The 15,292-nt window shown below is 39.1% G+C and carries 15 protein-coding genes; 6 read left to right on the top strand and 9 right to left on the bottom strand.

Features of this window, described 5'->3' with window-relative positions:
- The 6 genes from ACFSKL_RS02470 to purN form a co-directional block, all read right to left on the bottom strand.
- Positions 1-981 (bottom strand): M28 family peptidase, encoded by a 981-nt coding sequence (locus ACFSKL_RS02470; RefSeq protein WP_376883222.1) that lies wholly within the window; start codon positions 979-981, stop codon positions 1-3.
- Positions 971-2,476, bottom strand: coding sequence for a cysteine--tRNA ligase (gene cysS / locus ACFSKL_RS02465; protein WP_376883220.1), 1,506 nt, complete (start codon positions 2,474-2,476; stop codon positions 971-973). Before cysS ends, ACFSKL_RS02470 begins: the two co-directional genes overlap by 11 nt.
- Before the next feature lie 117 nt (positions 2,477-2,593).
- A complete protein-coding gene (locus tag ACFSKL_RS02460) occupies positions 2,594-2,926 on the bottom strand; it encodes a type II toxin-antitoxin system RelE/ParE family toxin (protein WP_376883218.1) in 333 nt (110 codons plus the stop codon).
- Positions 2,916-3,116, bottom strand: a complete 201-nt coding sequence (locus ACFSKL_RS02455) for a hypothetical protein (protein WP_376883216.1) — start codon at positions 3,114-3,116, stop codon at positions 2,916-2,918. The genes ACFSKL_RS02460 and ACFSKL_RS02455 overlap by 11 nt, the downstream gene beginning before the upstream one ends.
- A gap of 218 nt (positions 3,117-3,334) precedes the next feature.
- Positions 3,335-4,861, bottom strand: coding sequence for a bifunctional phosphoribosylaminoimidazolecarboxamide formyltransferase/IMP cyclohydrolase (gene purH, locus ACFSKL_RS02450; protein WP_376883214.1), 1,527 nt, complete (start codon positions 4,859-4,861; stop codon positions 3,335-3,337).
- A gap of 108 nt (positions 4,862-4,969) precedes the next feature.
- Complete coding sequence (gene purN, locus ACFSKL_RS02445; protein WP_376883212.1) at positions 4,970-5,527, bottom strand: phosphoribosylglycinamide formyltransferase; 558 nt, start codon at positions 5,525-5,527, stop codon at positions 4,970-4,972.
- Positions 5,528-5,842: 315 nt separating this feature from the next.
- Here purN and ACFSKL_RS02440 point away from each other — a divergent pair, with 315 nt between their 5' ends.
- Both ACFSKL_RS02440 and ACFSKL_RS02435 read left to right on the top strand, forming a co-directional pair.
- Complete coding sequence (locus ACFSKL_RS02440) at positions 5,843-6,619, top strand: prohibitin family protein (protein ID WP_376883210.1); 777 nt, start codon at positions 5,843-5,845, stop codon at positions 6,617-6,619.
- Positions 6,620-6,843: 224 nt separating this feature from the next.
- Entirely contained in the window at positions 6,844-6,978 is a 135-nt protein-coding gene (locus tag ACFSKL_RS02435; RefSeq protein WP_376883208.1) for a hypothetical protein, read from the top strand.
- Between the two features lie 61 nt (positions 6,979-7,039).
- On the opposite strand, the gene ACFSKL_RS02430 is transcribed toward ACFSKL_RS02435, so the two are convergent.
- Both ACFSKL_RS02430 and recQ read right to left on the bottom strand, forming a co-directional pair.
- Positions 7,040-7,897: a geranylgeranylglycerol-phosphate geranylgeranyltransferase gene (locus tag ACFSKL_RS02430; RefSeq protein WP_376883206.1), complete on the bottom strand. Its 858-nt coding sequence runs from the start codon at positions 7,895-7,897 to the stop codon at positions 7,040-7,042.
- A gap of 403 nt (positions 7,898-8,300) precedes the next feature.
- A complete protein-coding gene (recQ, locus tag ACFSKL_RS02425; protein WP_376883204.1) occupies positions 8,301-10,436 on the bottom strand; it encodes a DNA helicase RecQ in 2,136 nt (711 codons plus the stop codon).
- Positions 10,437-10,630: 194 nt separating this feature from the next.
- Here recQ and ACFSKL_RS02420 point away from each other — a divergent pair, with 194 nt between their 5' ends.
- Complete coding sequence (locus ACFSKL_RS02420; RefSeq protein WP_241410431.1) at positions 10,631-10,819, top strand: CsbD family protein; 189 nt, start codon at positions 10,631-10,633, stop codon at positions 10,817-10,819.
- A gap of 421 nt (positions 10,820-11,240) precedes the next feature.
- On the top strand, positions 11,241-11,915 hold the full coding sequence (locus tag ACFSKL_RS02415; RefSeq protein ID WP_376883202.1) for a GOLPH3/VPS74 family protein: 675 nt from the start codon (positions 11,241-11,243) through the stop codon (positions 11,913-11,915).
- Between the two features lie 233 nt (positions 11,916-12,148).
- On the opposite strand, the gene ACFSKL_RS02410 is transcribed toward ACFSKL_RS02415, so the two are convergent.
- Complete coding sequence (locus ACFSKL_RS02410; RefSeq protein WP_376883200.1) at positions 12,149-12,367, bottom strand: hypothetical protein; 219 nt, start codon at positions 12,365-12,367, stop codon at positions 12,149-12,151.
- 247 nt (positions 12,368-12,614) lie between these two features.
- Here ACFSKL_RS02410 and ACFSKL_RS02405 point away from each other — a divergent pair, with 247 nt between their 5' ends.
- Together ACFSKL_RS02405 and ACFSKL_RS02400 are read left to right on the top strand one after the other, a co-directional pair.
- A complete protein-coding gene (locus ACFSKL_RS02405) occupies positions 12,615-13,778 on the top strand; it encodes a homogentisate 1,2-dioxygenase (RefSeq protein ID WP_376883199.1) in 1,164 nt (387 codons plus the stop codon).
- A 707-nt stretch (positions 13,779-14,485) separates the two neighbouring features.
- Positions 14,486-14,821: a hypothetical protein gene (locus tag ACFSKL_RS02400; RefSeq protein WP_376883197.1), complete on the top strand. Its 336-nt coding sequence runs from the start codon at positions 14,486-14,488 to the stop codon at positions 14,819-14,821.
- The last annotated feature ends 471 nt before the right edge of the window (positions 14,822-15,292 follow it).

The following is a 15,292-nucleotide window of genomic DNA, read 5'->3' as shown; positions in this document are numbered from 1 at the left end:
TTACTCCTGATATATTGTAAACAACACTGTTTGACCAACTGCCTTCAATGTCCTCTTATCGATCAAATCCATATTGTCTTCATGGGTATGATGATACCTTCCAAATCCTACCTCCGGCGAAAACTCTATAATATCTATCATAGGTATGCCTGCATTTTTATTTACAAAGAAATGATCATCAGTGATCTCCCCCGTATCTTTAAGTATGAAGAAGTCCGAATATCCCAATTCTATTCCATAATTCCATACCTTGTTGACAATGTTTTTGGCAAAATACATGGAATACCCTTCCCTGTGGAATCTTGCACCCTTGCCACCTACCATATCCAAAAGGATTCCATAAAATGCCTTGTATCCATTTTGGTGTGGATTCTTAGACCAATATTGTGATCCCAAACACCACCAAATCTGGGAATTGTTCCTTCTGGAAGTATGCTCAGGCTCTCCATCATCTTCTCCATCAAACAAAATAAAATCAACACCTACATCAGCTTTCAAATCGGAAGTAGCCAAGACCCTTGCGAGCTCCAAAGCGACACCGACTCCCGATCCCCCATCATTGGCACCATCTATCGGCTCATCCAACCTCTGGGTATCTTTATCAGCAATCCTCCTTGTATCCCAATGTGCAGAGATCATGATCCTTTTCTGGGCCGCTGGGTTATAAGATGCTATGATATTCGTCAAATCCCATGTTTGGTTATCATAGGTAGTGGCTTGAAATTCCTGTGTCTGCACATCCAAGCCAAATTCTTGAAATTTGGAGACAATCCATTCTTTCGTCTGCCGATGCCCAGCTGTCATAGGTACACGTGGACCAAAATCCACCTGTTTTTGGATATAATGAAAAGCCGAATCTGCATTGAATTCAGGAGTATCCCTGTAGTTGACTTCCTCAACAACCTGATCAGATGATGACTTGGGATCACATGCCCAAAAACCCAATAGCAACAATATGCTAAAAAGAATCTTACTCTTCATATGCCCAATCGATTTTATCTTTCATATCTTTTACAATAATCCCCATTGTCTTCAAAGCACTTCTAATCTCATCAACTTTACCATAATTCTTTGCAAGCTTTGCATCCGTGTACAACTTTAGCAAAACCTCCAACAAACCTTCTTGGTGGTCAGGTTTTTCCTCCTGCAATCCCAATATTTCTTCAACAAAAACAACAAAAGTATCGATCATTTTCTCAAATACCTCTTTGCCCAATTGCCCGGCATTTAGCTGGCCAGTATATATGGAATTGATCTTTTTCAAAATATTGAAAAGATGACCAATCGCCTGTGCCGTATTGAAATCATCATCCATAGCCCTGTAGGCATTGGCAATGATCTGTTCTACCTGCTGTGCTTGTTTTTCATCTACCTCCACATCATTGTCGGCTTCAAAAACCAATCCCTTGGCAATCCTCAAGCCATTGATGATTTTTTTGTAGCCTTTCTGTGCAGCCCTCAGTGCGTCATTGGAAAAGTCCAAAGTAGACCTATAATGCGCCGTCAGGATGAAGTAGCGAATAGTCATCGGGCTATAAGCCTGCCCCAACAAGTCATGCTTCCCTGTAAACAACTCCTGAAGTGTAATAAAATTACCCAAAGACTTGCCCATTTTCTGACCATTGATTGTGATCATATTGTTATGCATCCAGTATTTGGCTGGATCCTGATGGTTGCATGCATTACCCTGTGCAATCTCACACTCATGGTGGGGAAACATCAAATCCATACCTCCTCCGTGAATATCAAATTGCTTTCCAAGATACTTGGAACTCATTGCGGTACACTCCAAATGCCAACCGGGAAAACCCGTTCCCCATGGAGAATCCCATTTCATCAAATGTTCCGGAGCGGCATTTTTCCATAAAGCAAAATCTACCGCATTTCTTTTCTCCGACTGACCGTCAAGATCCCTGCTTCCAGAGACCAACTCTTCCAAAACCCTCCCCGATAATTTGCCATACTGTCGGGTTTCATTGTATTTCAACACATCAAAATACACGGATCCATTTACCTCATAAGCCAACCCTTCCTTCAAAATCCCCTGAACCAAGGCTATCTGCTCTGGGATATGCCCAGTGGCCCTCGGCTCAATACTCGGCTTGATGGTGTTTAATGCCAACATATCCCTGTGGTATGAGTCCGTATATTGCTGCGCCACTTCCATTGGTTCGAGTTGTTCCAATTTGGCTTTTTTGGCAATTTTATCCTCCCCTTCATCAGCATCTCCCTGAAGGTGACCTACATCTGTGATATTTCTGACATACCGTACCTTCATCCCAAGATGCGTCAAATACCTGTATACAGTATCAAAAGTGATCGCAGGCCTACCATGTCCCAAGTGGGCATCACCATAGACTGTCGGCCCACAAACATACATCCCTACGAAAGGTGGACTTAGTGGTTCAAAAATCTCCTTTGTTCTGGAAAGGGTGTTGTATATTTTAAGTTGGGATTTATGTTTCATAGTTATCATCTTGCTTACTCTACCCAAAAACGGGTCAAATACATCAAGTTTTTAAATAAGCCTGCAAATTAGGATTTAGAATTTATCTTAAGAAGAATCTAGGCGATTTTCGGATCAACTTTAACCTTATTTTAATCCTAAATCGTTCAATAATTCATTTATTTCATCTTTAGTAAGGCTATCCAATTCACTTTTGTCATAAATGTAAACCAAATAAACTTCCTCTTCCTTCCTTAAAATAAATGATATCACTCTAGCACCTCCCGATTTCCCCCTGTTTTTGGAAGAAATTGAAATTCTGATCTTGTGAAGATTTTGACCTAAGGAAACCCCTAATTTAGGTTCTTCAGATAGTTTTTCGATCAGTTCTTCAAGTTCAGTTTTTAGAGATGGGTATTTTTTAGCTAATTTTTTGAAAAGCTTCTTGAAAACTGGCGTAATGATTACATCAAAGCTCATTTAAAAAATCTTTGGCTTTTTGCTTTGGCAATTTGCCTTCTTTTATAAGCTTCACTTCAGCCAGGCTAACTTTAAGATTTTCCAAGGCATCCTCATCAACCACTTCTATCTTTACGTAATCAAGCGTTCTGATGAACTCAAGAAAAGTCTTGTATTTATTTTCCGAAATATTTAAAGTCAGCTGTTTCATAATTACACAAAGCAAATTTACTAAAGATCAAATCTAAAATCTTCTGATCAATCCAATTATCCCTTAAACAAATTTACATTAATAAAAGGTCAATTTCAAAAAAGTTCTTTCCCACCCCAAAAGGTTGCATTTGAGATCTTTTTTTTGGCAAAAAAGACCTGAACTACAATTGTCCAGGTCTTTTTGATTCAGTTAGTTGATCTTTTTAAGAGTAATTATTAATGCTTGAAATGCCTCACTCCTGTCATCACCATACTCATGCCACGCGCATCGCAGAAATCAATAGAATCCTGATCTTTGATAGAACCTCCTGGCTGAACTACCGCGGTAATCCCTTCTTTTGAAGCGATTTCCACACAATCTGGGAATGGGAAAAATGCATCTGATGCCATCACCGCACCCTTTAATTCAAACCCAAAAGACTTTGCCTTTTCAATAGCCTGTCTCAACGCATCTACCCGGGAAGTCTGTCCTACACCTGAAGCAAACAGCTGATTGCTGTTGCTCAAGATAATGGTGTTGGATTTGGTATGTTTACAGATTTTGGCTGCAAAGACCAATGCATTCTGCTCCTCATCCGAAGGAGACACTTTCGTAACTACCTTAAAATCCGCCTTCGTCTCAGTTTGCAGATCTTTATCCTGCTCAATGATTCCATTGAGCAAGGTTTTGATTTGTTTAGTACCTTCTATCTGGATTTTTTGTCTTAGAAGAATTCTGTTTTTCTTCCCTTTCAATAATGCCAAGGCGTCCTCATCAAATGATGGCGCTATCAATACCTCAAAGAAAAGGCTGTGCATTTCTTCAGCGGCAGCCAAATCTACATTCTTATTCGTGATCAATACACCACCAAATGCGGAGGTAGTATCTGCTGCAAATGCCTTTTGATACGCTTCCTTCACTGAATCAGCAAGTGCAACACCACAGGCATTGGTATGCTTCAAAATCGCAAAAGCAGTTTCTTCTTTGAATTCCGCAATCAATGCTACTGCCGCATCCACATCCACGAGGTTGTTGTATGACAATTCCTTGCCATTCAACTGGTCAAACAACTCTTCCAAATCTCCGTAAAAATGTGCCGCTTGATGTGGGTTCTCTCCATATCTCAATCCCTTAGATTTGGACTCGGAAATTTTCAGGGCAGGAATATTTTCTGTTCTATTGAAATAATTGAAGATATGCGTATCATAATTGGATGACACTTGGAAAGCCTGTGCAGCAAAATATCTTCTATCTTCCAAAGTAGTCGCTCCATCTTGGGCTTTCAACCTCTCTTCCAATTCACCATACTGGGCTTTGGAGGCAATGATCGTGACATCTTTGAAGTTCTTGGCGGCTGCCCGTATCAAAGAAATCCCACCAATATCAATCTTCTCAATAACATCCGCTTCAGAAGCTCCTGAAGCTACAGTTTCCTCAAATGGATACAAATCCACAATTACCAAATCTATTGCGGGAATACCAAATTCCGTGGCTTGCGAAATATCACCTTCATGATCCCTTCTGTGTAGGATTCCGCCAAAAATCTTAGGATGTAGGGTTTTTACCCTTCCCCCAAATATCGATGGATAACCCGTCAATTCTTCAACAGGGATTACTTCAGCTCCTTGTTCTTCAATAAACTTCTGTGTTCCACCTGTAGAGTAGATTTTCACCCCTTGAGCTTTGAGTTGTGCTATAATCGGTTCAAGATTGTCTTTGTAAAAGACCGAAATTAGAGCGGATTGGATTTTTTTGTTTGCCATAATTTAAATTCACCACAAAGGCACAAAGACACAAAAGTCAATTTGCATTTGAAAGTGTGTATAGTGATTGGATTTTTTTCAAGTTGCAAAGGTAGGAAAACCAAGGCATTAAAGCAGGCTTTCTATGACATTTGGAAAGTATTTATGCTCCAATTCATGCACTTTTTGGGCAATATCTTCCGGAGTATCTGATTCCTGTACTTCCACTCCTGCCTGAAAGACAACTTTCCCCTCATCATAATTCTCATTTACGAGATGGATGGTTATCCCCGTTTCTTCATCTTTGGCAGCTTTGACAGCTTGGTGTACATGCATGCCATACATTCCTTTCCCTCCATACTTTGGGAGCAGTGCGGGATGGATATTGACGATTTTGTCTGGAAAGGAGCGGATCAAATTCTCCGGAATCTTCAATAAAAACCCGGCCAACACAACCAAATCCACCTCTAATCCCAGCAGCATCCTAGTCAACAACCCTGCCTCCAAATCTGCTTTGTTGAATATGAAAGTCGGAACATCAAATTTCTTCGCCCGCTCTAGTACAAAAGCGTCTTTCTTATTTGAGGCAATCAATGAGATTTGGGCTATTTCAGAATCCTGAAAATACTCCATTATTTTCTCAGCATTGGAACCGCTTCCTGATGCAAGTATTGCTATTTTTTTCACCGGGATTTCTTTTTTGGTTTTGAAAAAACAAAAATAGAGAAATAGAAAAGAATTCAATCCTCTTTCTGGGATTTAGACTGCTTGGGTATAAAAACTTATATGATTATCCGCAATGGCACCAGTAGTTAAATTATGTAGTTGTAATCATGCGGATAATTGTCAACTGTCGACGGTTGACAGTCAACTTGCCCTGGAAACAATAATGGATACATTATTTTAAATGGCTATTCGTAAGAAAGCTGATATACATAAAAACTTATAACCTTAGGTAGCACAATACACGTTAACAAAACTGAATCCTAAAAATAATCGACCATGAAAAAGTTTCTTTTATTCTCAATTATTGCCGCACTGATTGCCTCGTGTACAGTAGTCAGGCAAGGCGAAGTGGGTGTCAAGCGTAAATTTGGTAAGCTCAATGAAAACATCTCCGATGCAGGGCTTGTTGGCTACAATCCGTTGACCACTACAGTGATCAAAGTCCCTATCAGAACTGTCAACCAAGAGGTAAAACTCAATCTTCCGAGCAAGGAAGGGTTGACAATAGAATCAGAAATTTCCATCCTTTACAATATCGAAAAAAACAAGGTCCCATTCATCCTGGAAAATGTAGGAGAAAACTATGAAAGAGTCTTGATCATGAATGTCTTCCGATCCGCAGCGGCAGATGTGACGGCGCAATACATGGCCAAAGACATGCACTCAGGCATGCGGGGGCAAATAGAGAACCAAATACAAGACAGAATGCATGAATCACTCCGGGAGAGGGGTTTTATCATTGAGAGAGTTCTCATGAAAAGCATCAAACTGCCTGCGGAATTGAGTAGGGCTATCGAGAGAAAACTGCAAGCAGAACAGGAGGCACAACAAATGGAATACGTGCTGGACAGGGAAAGAAAAGAAGCAGAAAGAAGACGTATCGAAGCTGAAGGGACTCGGGATGCCCAAAAAATCCTAGCAGAGGGCTTGGTTCGGGAAATCATCGAATTGAGAAGCATCGAAGCCTTCAGGGAACTGTCAAACTCCCCAAACACGAAAATCATCATCACCGATGGCAAAACCCCTTATCTGATCAATAGCCAGAGGGATTAGGTAGAGAAAAACAAATCTAATTTTTCAAGCAGGTCTAAGTGGGAAATCATCTGCAAAGACCTGCTTTTCTTTTGGTATTTTCAGATATAAGGAAAATTTTACAAGAAAAAGCGAATAGCTGCTTCAGAAATAACACGCAACAATTCATAAGAAGAAAATCAATGAAATGTGAGGAATATATTTATTTAAGACTGTAAATTGAAAGCATAATAAAACATTTGATTATGTTGACAAAAGTACAAGTGAAAAAACAATTAGGAAACATACCTGAAGAGTTTTCACTGGATAATTTGGTTGAACAACTGATTGTGATTCAGAAAACCGAAAAAGGCCTTAAAGACTCTGAAAAGATTGATTAGCAGATAATCAATTGTTTTAACCTGCGATTATCAGCCCAATCTGCGTCATCAGTGTTCCATACTACAACAAGCCCATACTAATTATCCCTGTCAGCATCAATAATTTTGACAAAACACTTAACTCTGTAAAGTGAGCTTTTCGGTCTGCTACATATATTTTATACATAAACAAAAAGAAAAGAAAGCTCAACCCTCCAAAGTAATAGAATAATGATGAATTGTTTATTTTGAAGGTCACAACCAAGATTGCACAGACAAAAACGATGGCAATCGCAAAAATCACCCTTTTGGTATTTCTAAACCCGATTACAATCGGAAGTGTCCTACAGCCATGCTTTCTATCACCCTGCCTGTCCTCTATATCCTTGATGATCTCCCTGATTAAATTGATGAAAAAAGCAAAGATTGCATAAGTCAAAACCAACAATTCCGATTTTTGATAATAATATCCCACCATCCAAATTGCTGTACCAGTCAATAATGCCACAACAAAGTTCCCCACAAATGGCAGCCTCTTCAATAAATTGCTGTATAGCCAAAGTAAAAATGCCGCGATAAAGAAAATCACACCAATCCTAGGGCTAACTATCCAAGCAATCCCTATCCCAGTAAAATTGAGGAGAGTATGATAAAAAATCGCTACCCTTCTACGCATCCCTTTGCCTATAACCACCTCATTTGGCTTGTTGATATAGTCGATTTTCACATCATAATAATCGTTGATCACATAGCCTCCTGCTGTCAAAATCACCGTTGCCAATACCATCAGGTATAAATCAATATCTTGAAGAACCGGCAATCCACGCCTATTCGTTTCAACCAAAAAATAGGCTGCCATCATCTGCGCAAAAGCAACAATCAACAAATTCGCAGGCCTGCTGATCTTCAGTAAACTCCAAAAAGAAAAAGACTTAGCCATGTGTTGTATATTTAACCATAAAAGTACAACAAGAATCTGGTATTGGAAGGATGGAGAAGGTTTTAGATTCTAGATTTCAGAAGGCAGATTTTATAGAGACAAAAGGTACAAGAAGCAAAATACAAGGTTTGGGACAGTCATGAAATGCCTATCCCTATGATCCATAAGTAGGAAATTGAGTTTTCCTTAAAAATAAAAAAATGCCAACCAATTTAAGAAAGACCATTGAAAAGATTCGGCTAAAGCCTCCTGATCTAGCTCTATACCCTTAGTGGATGGGCTAAAGCACCATCCTAATTGAGAATCCCAAAATCTTTCAATCTTTTTCCGCCAAGCCAAACTCCAGACAAAAAGCTTTTGCGGGTCTTAGCCCCTCTGCTTCCTTTGCGAGAGCCTCTAAGCCCTACCTCTCTTCTGCCAAAGCTACCTTCAACTGAAAATAAGAATACCTTTCACCAAAATGCTCTTTCAAAGGCTTCAGAAAATGTGTGCCCTGCCTTCTATAAGCTAGGCGAATGTTGAGGATATCATCTTTTGCCAAAAACTTCTCTGCCTCTACTACTTTCTTTTTGACCATGTTCACCAAATGCTCTTCCACGGTATTGAAAGTCATTCCTCGCTCTTCAGCTATTTGGTATATATTTTTCCCCTCTTTGAAAAGCTTTAAGGTCATCGCTTCAGACTGGGAACTGCGAACTGGCTTGGTTCTTTGGGTTTGTACTTTTCGCTGTGGTGTGAGCTTGTTTTTCTTGACATAGTCATCTATGATTTTCAGAAAATCATCTCCATAACTCTGTGCCTTCACCTGGCCAACTCCTGAAATCGTCAAAAACGAAGGTTCGTCAACAGGCAAATAGGTAGCCATCTCCAACAATGAACTATCCGCAAATACCACATAAGGTGGTACTCCACTTTTTTGGGCAATCGAATATCTCAAAGCTTTCAATTCATCCAACAATTCTTCATGATGTGTACTTGGTTTACTTGACACCTCTGACAGGGACTCTCCCATTGGAAGCAAGATCTTTTCTTTTGCTTTCAGCTTTTGCCAGGCAAATTCTGTGAGCTTCAAGGTCGGAAATTGGTTACCTGCCTCTGCCAAATAATCTTCCTGGATCAGCTTGTCCCCCAAATCCTTCCAAAAAGACTCCGGTCTGTCTTTTCCTATTCCATAAACACTCAAACTTTGGTGTGCTTCTTGGACTTTGGCAGACTTAGAGCCCCTCAGCACCAAAATCACGTATCCTATCCCAAAACTCTCGCCCAACCTGGCTATGGTCGAAAGCAACATCTGGGAAGGAATGGTCATGTCATGGCGATTGCCTTTTTGGAAGCATATATCACAATTGCCACAATCTCCTGCATGGTTCTCCCCAAAGTAATTCAGCAAAAATTTTCTCCTGCAGAGCTTCGTCTGACAAAATGATTTCATCTTTTCCAACTTTTCCTGCATCACATGGGTAAACTCCTGGTTCTCCCCTTGCTCCAGCATCCTGCCTAGCGTCACTGCATCTTGGCCAGAGTAAAACAGCAGAGCATCACTTGGAAGCCCATCCCTTCCTGCCCTACCAGTTTCCTGATAATAGCCTTCTATATTTTGGGGCATATTCATGTGGACGACAAACCTTACATTCGATTTGTCTATCCCCATACCAAAAGCAATCGTGGCCACCATGATTTTGATTTCGTCTTTGATAAACAACTCTTGGTTTTTCTCACGCTCTTCCCTTGGCAATCCTGCATGATATGGCAAGGCAGACAATCCTCTCGCCTGAAGTTCTGAGGCTGTCTCCTCCACATTTTTTCTGGATAGGCAATATATCACACCTGAGTCTTTTTTGTGAAAGTCCAAAAACTCCAACAATTTGCCCATGGCATCCCTTTTGGCTGTGACACGATAGGTGATATTGCTTCTGTCAAAAGATGAAATAAACCACTGTGGAGTTTTTAGTCCCAACTTATCTGCAATATCTTTTCTGGTCAATTTATCAGCTGTGGCAGTCAATGCAACAAATGGTATTTGGGGAAATAATTTCCTCAATTCCCCAATTTTCAAATACTCAGGCCTAAAATCATGCCCCCATTGGGAAACACAATGTGCTTCATCTATGGCAACAAGAGACAAATTCACCGTTTTCAGAAAATCTATCAAAGGATAATCCCCTCTATACAGGCGCTCGGGGGCGATGTACAACAATTTGATTTTTCCCGATTGGATCTGGGAAGATATAAAACGCTGTTCACTTTGACTTTGGGAAGAATTCAAAAATGCAGCAGAAATCCCATTGGCATTCAATGCATCCACCTGATCCTTCATCAAGGAAATCAAGGGAGAAATCACCAAAGTCAAACCCTCAAAAACCATTGCGGGGACTTGGTAACACACTGATTTCCCACCACCTGTGGGCATCAGGACAATGGTATCTTTTTTTGTAAGAACAGAATGGATAATCTGTTTTTGATTGCCCCTGAAATCGGAATACCCAAAAAACTCCTTTAAAATCTCCTCTGGTTTTTTGACTGATACAGCTTGGTTCATGACTTTATGATAGATAAAAATGAAAATTTAAAGATACTAAATTTTGGGCTTTTGGGGAAGGGAAATAATTCCCACGCATTAAAATTTGATAAATATTTAACTTTAACAATATTTATTTTACCATTACCAATACTTTGGAATAGTAGTTGCACTATAACAGACATAATATATTTTAAACTAAACCAATTATTGTTATGTCTACTAAATTGAAATTGAAAGGAAACTGGAACGAAATGAAGGGTAAGTTGAAGGAGAAGTATGGCGAATTGACTGATGATGATTTAGCTTACGCCGAAGGTCAAGAAGATCAACTTCTAGGCAAACTCCAGAAAAAAACAGGTGCTGCCAAAGAAGAATTGAGCAAATACCTTTTTGAAGATTAAATAGCACATCAATTGATTAAAACCAGTTGATCATGAATAATTGCTTAAAAGCGGCTCTGTGCCGCTTTTTTTTATTTTATTGAGACTTTTATGATTCTCTGCAATTTTACTTGTGTGTAAACTAGACACATAAATTATAATGGCTAATCATTTTACCTTAAAACCAAACTTTTTCCTCACTTTTCAAGTAAAATCATATGTATATACGCTACTTTGCCACAAGCCAAACAAAGTTTCTCCAACAACGGATTTTCATTACTGTTGACTGTCGTCCGTTGACACTCGTGCGCTCCACCACGGCGGACAGGCGTGGCGTAGTAGACGATTATCCGCAACATGATGGTTTGCTTACTTCATTACTGGCAAAGTAGCGGATAATCATATAAAATCATCATACTTTTAATCAATCAAACTTAACCACATGGAATTATCACTTTCTGAAAAACTGCTTTTGTTGGCGATTCATCGTGAAAACGGGAAATTCATCACTTCCGATTTACATCTAAACTATAGTTTGGCGGGAGCTATTTTATTGGAGTTATCAATCAAAGAACATCTTAAACTAGTAGATGGCAATGTATACCTCAAGGATATTGAAAAAATAGACAGCCCTCTTTTGCTTGGAGTGACCAACTTGATCCAAGAGTCAAAGAAACCCAGAACACTTAAATATTGGACTCAGACATTGGGTCGGAAAAGTGGTAAATTCAGGTGGTCTGCATTGAAAGGGTTGGAATCAAAAAGAATAGTTAGAAACCAAGAAAAAGCATTTTTGGGGATTTTCCCGTACAAAAGATCATTTATCCTAGACAAACAGCTAAGAAATGAAATACATGACTCATTGAAGCAGTTTATCAGAAACCCAGATTTCCAAAACACCGAGCAAATAGCATTGTTGGGATTGATAGATGCGAGCCAAATGCATAAGTTGTTAACATCAGACAGCCAAAACAAGAAGGCAATCAAAAAGAAAATCCAAGAAATCGTCAAAGAAAACCCTATAAAAGATACTGTAGAAATTGCTATCAAGGAAATTCAGGCTGCAATCCTGACGATTATTGCCATAAGTGCAGCTACATCAGCTAGTGCAAGGTAAATAGAATCTGAAAAACCATTCAAGCCCTTGTTTTGTACAATGTACCAAGTATGAAGTACAAGGAGAGCTAATAGAACTTAAAATCCGCTAAGCATATATGTCCCGCGCTTAGCGGACAAATATTTGCAATTAAAAAAATACAAAAGGAATTTATGGCTAATTCATCAGCAAGCTTGCTTGATGAACATCTTTAAAACCTTTAATTTATGATGAAAAAACAACTTCCCTTTTCATTATCTATGCTTTGACATAAATTGCTCGTAATCAAATTTTTCACCCCTACCCAACTCATCCATCCCCTGTAGAATTTCTTTTCTTTGCGCATCCGTAAGTTCATTCCAAAAATCTTTTTCACTTGCTTTTACAAAATCCTTTAGCTTTTCAATCAGCTTAATATCAGTGATTTTTGTAATGTATTCGATAAGAGCATATTTTTCTGTTTGGATGTCCATAACTTGACCTTTTTTTTACAAAGTTAATAATATGATTATCCCAAATCTCAACAACTAAACCGCAAATGTCAACAACATCTGATATTTTGAAAAGTTTCGCCATTCAACAACTTTTAAACGTTGCAACCTTTAAACATTTTTACAATTTTATAACTCCTCTTCTACACCAAAGGAAATAATTCTGCCACCTTGACAGCAGGTCAACATAAATCCTTAAATTTGAATATAAATATAAACCCAAAAGTAAATGGCATATTATCACAGACTTGGAAACATCCCTCCAAAGAGACATACACAATTCAGACAGCCCGATGGTAGTCTATACAAAGAAGAATTGGTGAGCTCCAAGGGGTTTTCTGGCATTTATTCAAACTTATATCACATCCACAACCCCAATAATGTTCAGAAAATCGGCAAGCCCATTCCTTTTGATTGGGAAATCGCCAAGGAACACGGCTTGAATCAGACTCATCTAAAGACAGCTGGTGTAGGCACAACGGGCAAAGACTACCTCAGTGCGAGAAAAATGCTGATGAAAAACAATGATGTGATGATGGGAATTTGCTCTCCAGAGCAAAGAAAGATGGATTTCTTTTTCAAAAATGCTGATGGAGACGAGTTGCTTTACATCCATGATGGCGAAGGTGTGATGTATTCCCAGTTTGGGAAACTGGAAGTGAGACAGGGGGATTACATTGTGATACCGAGAACTACCATCTATAGATTCGAATTTAAGGAAGAAGGTCCACTCAGGCTCTTGGTCATAGAATCCAAAGGACCAATTGAGACTGTCAAAAGATATAGAAATGAGGTAGGCCAGCTTTTGGAACACTCACCTTATTGCGAAAGGGATATTCGTCCCCCGCATGAAATGTACACCGAAAACGAAAAAGGAGAACACCTCATTCAGATCAAAAAACAGGGGATGCTTCATCCATACACATATGGACACAGCCCGTTGGACATTGTTGGTTGGGATGGATATCTTTATCCTTATGCCCTTTCGATCCATGATTTTGAACCGATCACAGGCCGAATCCATCAGCCACCTCCAGTGCATCAAACTTTTCAGGCTTGGGGATTTGTGATTTGCTCATTTGTCCCAAGATTGTTCGATTACCATCCATTGGCAATTCCAGCTCCATACAACCACAGCAACATTGACTCTGACGAAATCTTGTATTATGCCGAAGGTGAGTTTATGAGCAGAAAAGGAATCGACAGGGGTTCTTTTACCCTTCACATGGGCGGCTTGCCACATGGCCCACACCCAGGAACTGTAGAAAAATCCATCGGAGCAAAAGCCACTGAAGAACTTGCGGTAATGTTGGATACTTTTAATCCTATGTACGTCACAACCCAAGGATTGGAATTCGTAGATCCAGATTATCCGATGAGTTGGAGGGAGTAAATTAGGAGAAAATCTTCAACTCCCTTAGGGTAAAATAACTAGATAGCTCTAAAAAGGAAGGGCATGTCCCAAAAGCCAATACCGGGATTACCTAACCTAACATCGATTTTACAAAGCAACCCAGATAAGGAAAAAAGGCAAAAAGAGTAGCTTCTTTTGCCTTTTCCCTTATTCTTAACTTATTGACCTGGCTTGCTCCAAACTGCTTGATACTTTTTCCATTGCCTTCTACTTGGGACCCCAAACTGTTTCAGATTGTCTTCTGACCAGATTTATGTTATGCAATGCCTCAAATCACCTTTAGATTATCACCTGCTACTTGATACCAGTATATAGGCATATCTTCTCTCTTGCAACTAAACTACTATCGGCTAAATACCGATAGGTTTGGTTTCGCCTAATGGCGACCAAAGTGCATCCGAGGCTTAGTGTTGTGAAAAACTTGGTGACCTTTGTGGTTATAATTCTCACCATAAGGATCACAAAGAAAAAAAAACACTAAAGTCCATGCTTCCTTTGGGATTTTTGGGTTTAGCGAATTGGAAGAGTCATATTTAAAGTTGGTAGAAAAGAGGTTTCGTGGTTATTATTGGAAGGAATTCACCAATCTATTCACCAGCGCAAGGATTATACTTCCCTTGGCAATTATTTTTTTGATTTATCAATCCTCTGTTATTCTCAAGGATTCGGGCACATGGTATCTAACAATGATTGTTTTCTTGCTTTTATCATTTGCGTGGATAGCTTTCAGATATTGGGGCTTGCACAAAAAGTATAAAAATTATGCATCCTATTTTGCCCACAACCAACTTTACGCTTTTATGAATCTGGGGATCAACTTTTGCATCCAGGGACATTTTTTTCTTTACCGAAAAGACGAAGCTTTGGAAAACACCTTTGGTCAAGCTTTTCTGGGGGGGTTAACATTGGTTATATCCCTACTATTCATAGGCATCCTGATATTGCCGAGAGTATTGGATAGAAATATTTCTGACACTGAAAAACTGATAGAGATTTATGGAGAAAGTGAAAAAACTAAATAGATAGACCATTGCACTTTCTTGAACTCCAAGAAAACTCGAACAACCTCCCCTTTTCAACTTTCCTTTCAACCTAAGACTCAGTAAATTCACACTATGGAAAAGTAGGATTTGTTTTGGAACTTGAGGAGGTTTTTGATGAAATGATTTAAGAACATCCATACTTCGTATGAAAGGTTCCCATAGTCACTTTTGCATATTTTTTGTATATATCCTCATAACCACCTTCCTCCAAAACACTAAATATCAATAAAGTATGAAAATATTTAATATCCATAGATATTTTTAAAAACACAATAATGTATCTTAAACAGAAACAATCGTATTTCATTAAATAAATGGATTTTTCTTAGATTTTTCTTTTGCTTTATTGAATTTAATCTCTAATTTTCAACACTTTCAAGTAAGATATGCCAAATTTAAGTATTGCAGAATTAGCCTATTTTATCTTGAACCCACCTATCCCACCACCCA

Source organism: Belliella marina (assembly GCF_042682445.1).
In the GTDB taxonomy this organism is placed as follows: Bacteria; Bacteroidota; Bacteroidia; order Cytophagales; family Cyclobacteriaceae; genus Belliella; species Belliella marina.
This window is presented reverse-complemented; position numbering and strand designations above follow the sequence as displayed.

Coding starts and splice junctions, on each gene's coding strand:
- ACFSKL_RS02470 (WP_376883222.1), bottom strand. CDS start 981: ATGAAGAGTAAGATTCTTTTTAGCATATTGTTGCTATTGGGTTTTTGG.
- cysS (WP_376883220.1), bottom strand. CDS start 2,476: ATGATAACTATGAAACATAAATCCCAACTTAAAATATACAACACCCTT.
- ACFSKL_RS02460 (WP_376883218.1), bottom strand. CDS start 2,926: ATGAGCTTTGATGTAATCATTACGCCAGTTTTCAAGAAGCTTTTCAAA.
- ACFSKL_RS02455 (WP_376883216.1), bottom strand. CDS start 3,116: ATGAAACAGCTGACTTTAAATATTTCGGAAAATAAATACAAGACTTTT.
- purH (WP_376883214.1), bottom strand. CDS start 4,861: ATGGCAAACAAAAAAATCCAATCCGCTCTAATTTCGGTCTTTTACAAA.
- ACFSKL_RS02440 (WP_376883210.1), top strand. CDS start 5,843: ATGAAAAAGTTTCTTTTATTCTCAATTATTGCCGCACTGATTGCCTCG.
- ACFSKL_RS02435 (WP_376883208.1), top strand. CDS start 6,844: ATGTTGACAAAAGTACAAGTGAAAAAACAATTAGGAAACATACCTGAA.
- ACFSKL_RS02430 (WP_376883206.1), bottom strand. CDS start 7,897: ATGGCTAAGTCTTTTTCTTTTTGGAGTTTACTGAAGATCAGCAGGCCT.
- recQ (WP_376883204.1), bottom strand. CDS start 10,436: ATGAACCAAGCTGTATCAGTCAAAAAACCAGAGGAGATTTTAAAGGAG.
- ACFSKL_RS02420 (WP_241410431.1), top strand. CDS start 10,631: ATGTCTACTAAATTGAAATTGAAAGGAAACTGGAACGAAATGAAGGGT.
- ACFSKL_RS02415 (WP_376883202.1), top strand. CDS start 11,241: ATGGAATTATCACTTTCTGAAAAACTGCTTTTGTTGGCGATTCATCGT.
- ACFSKL_RS02410 (WP_376883200.1), bottom strand. CDS start 12,367: ATGGACATCCAAACAGAAAAATATGCTCTTATCGAATACATTACAAAA.
- ACFSKL_RS02405 (WP_376883199.1), top strand. CDS start 12,615: ATGGCATATTATCACAGACTTGGAAACATCCCTCCAAAGAGACATACA.
- ACFSKL_RS02400 (WP_376883197.1), top strand. CDS start 14,486: ATGATTGTTTTCTTGCTTTTATCATTTGCGTGGATAGCTTTCAGATAT.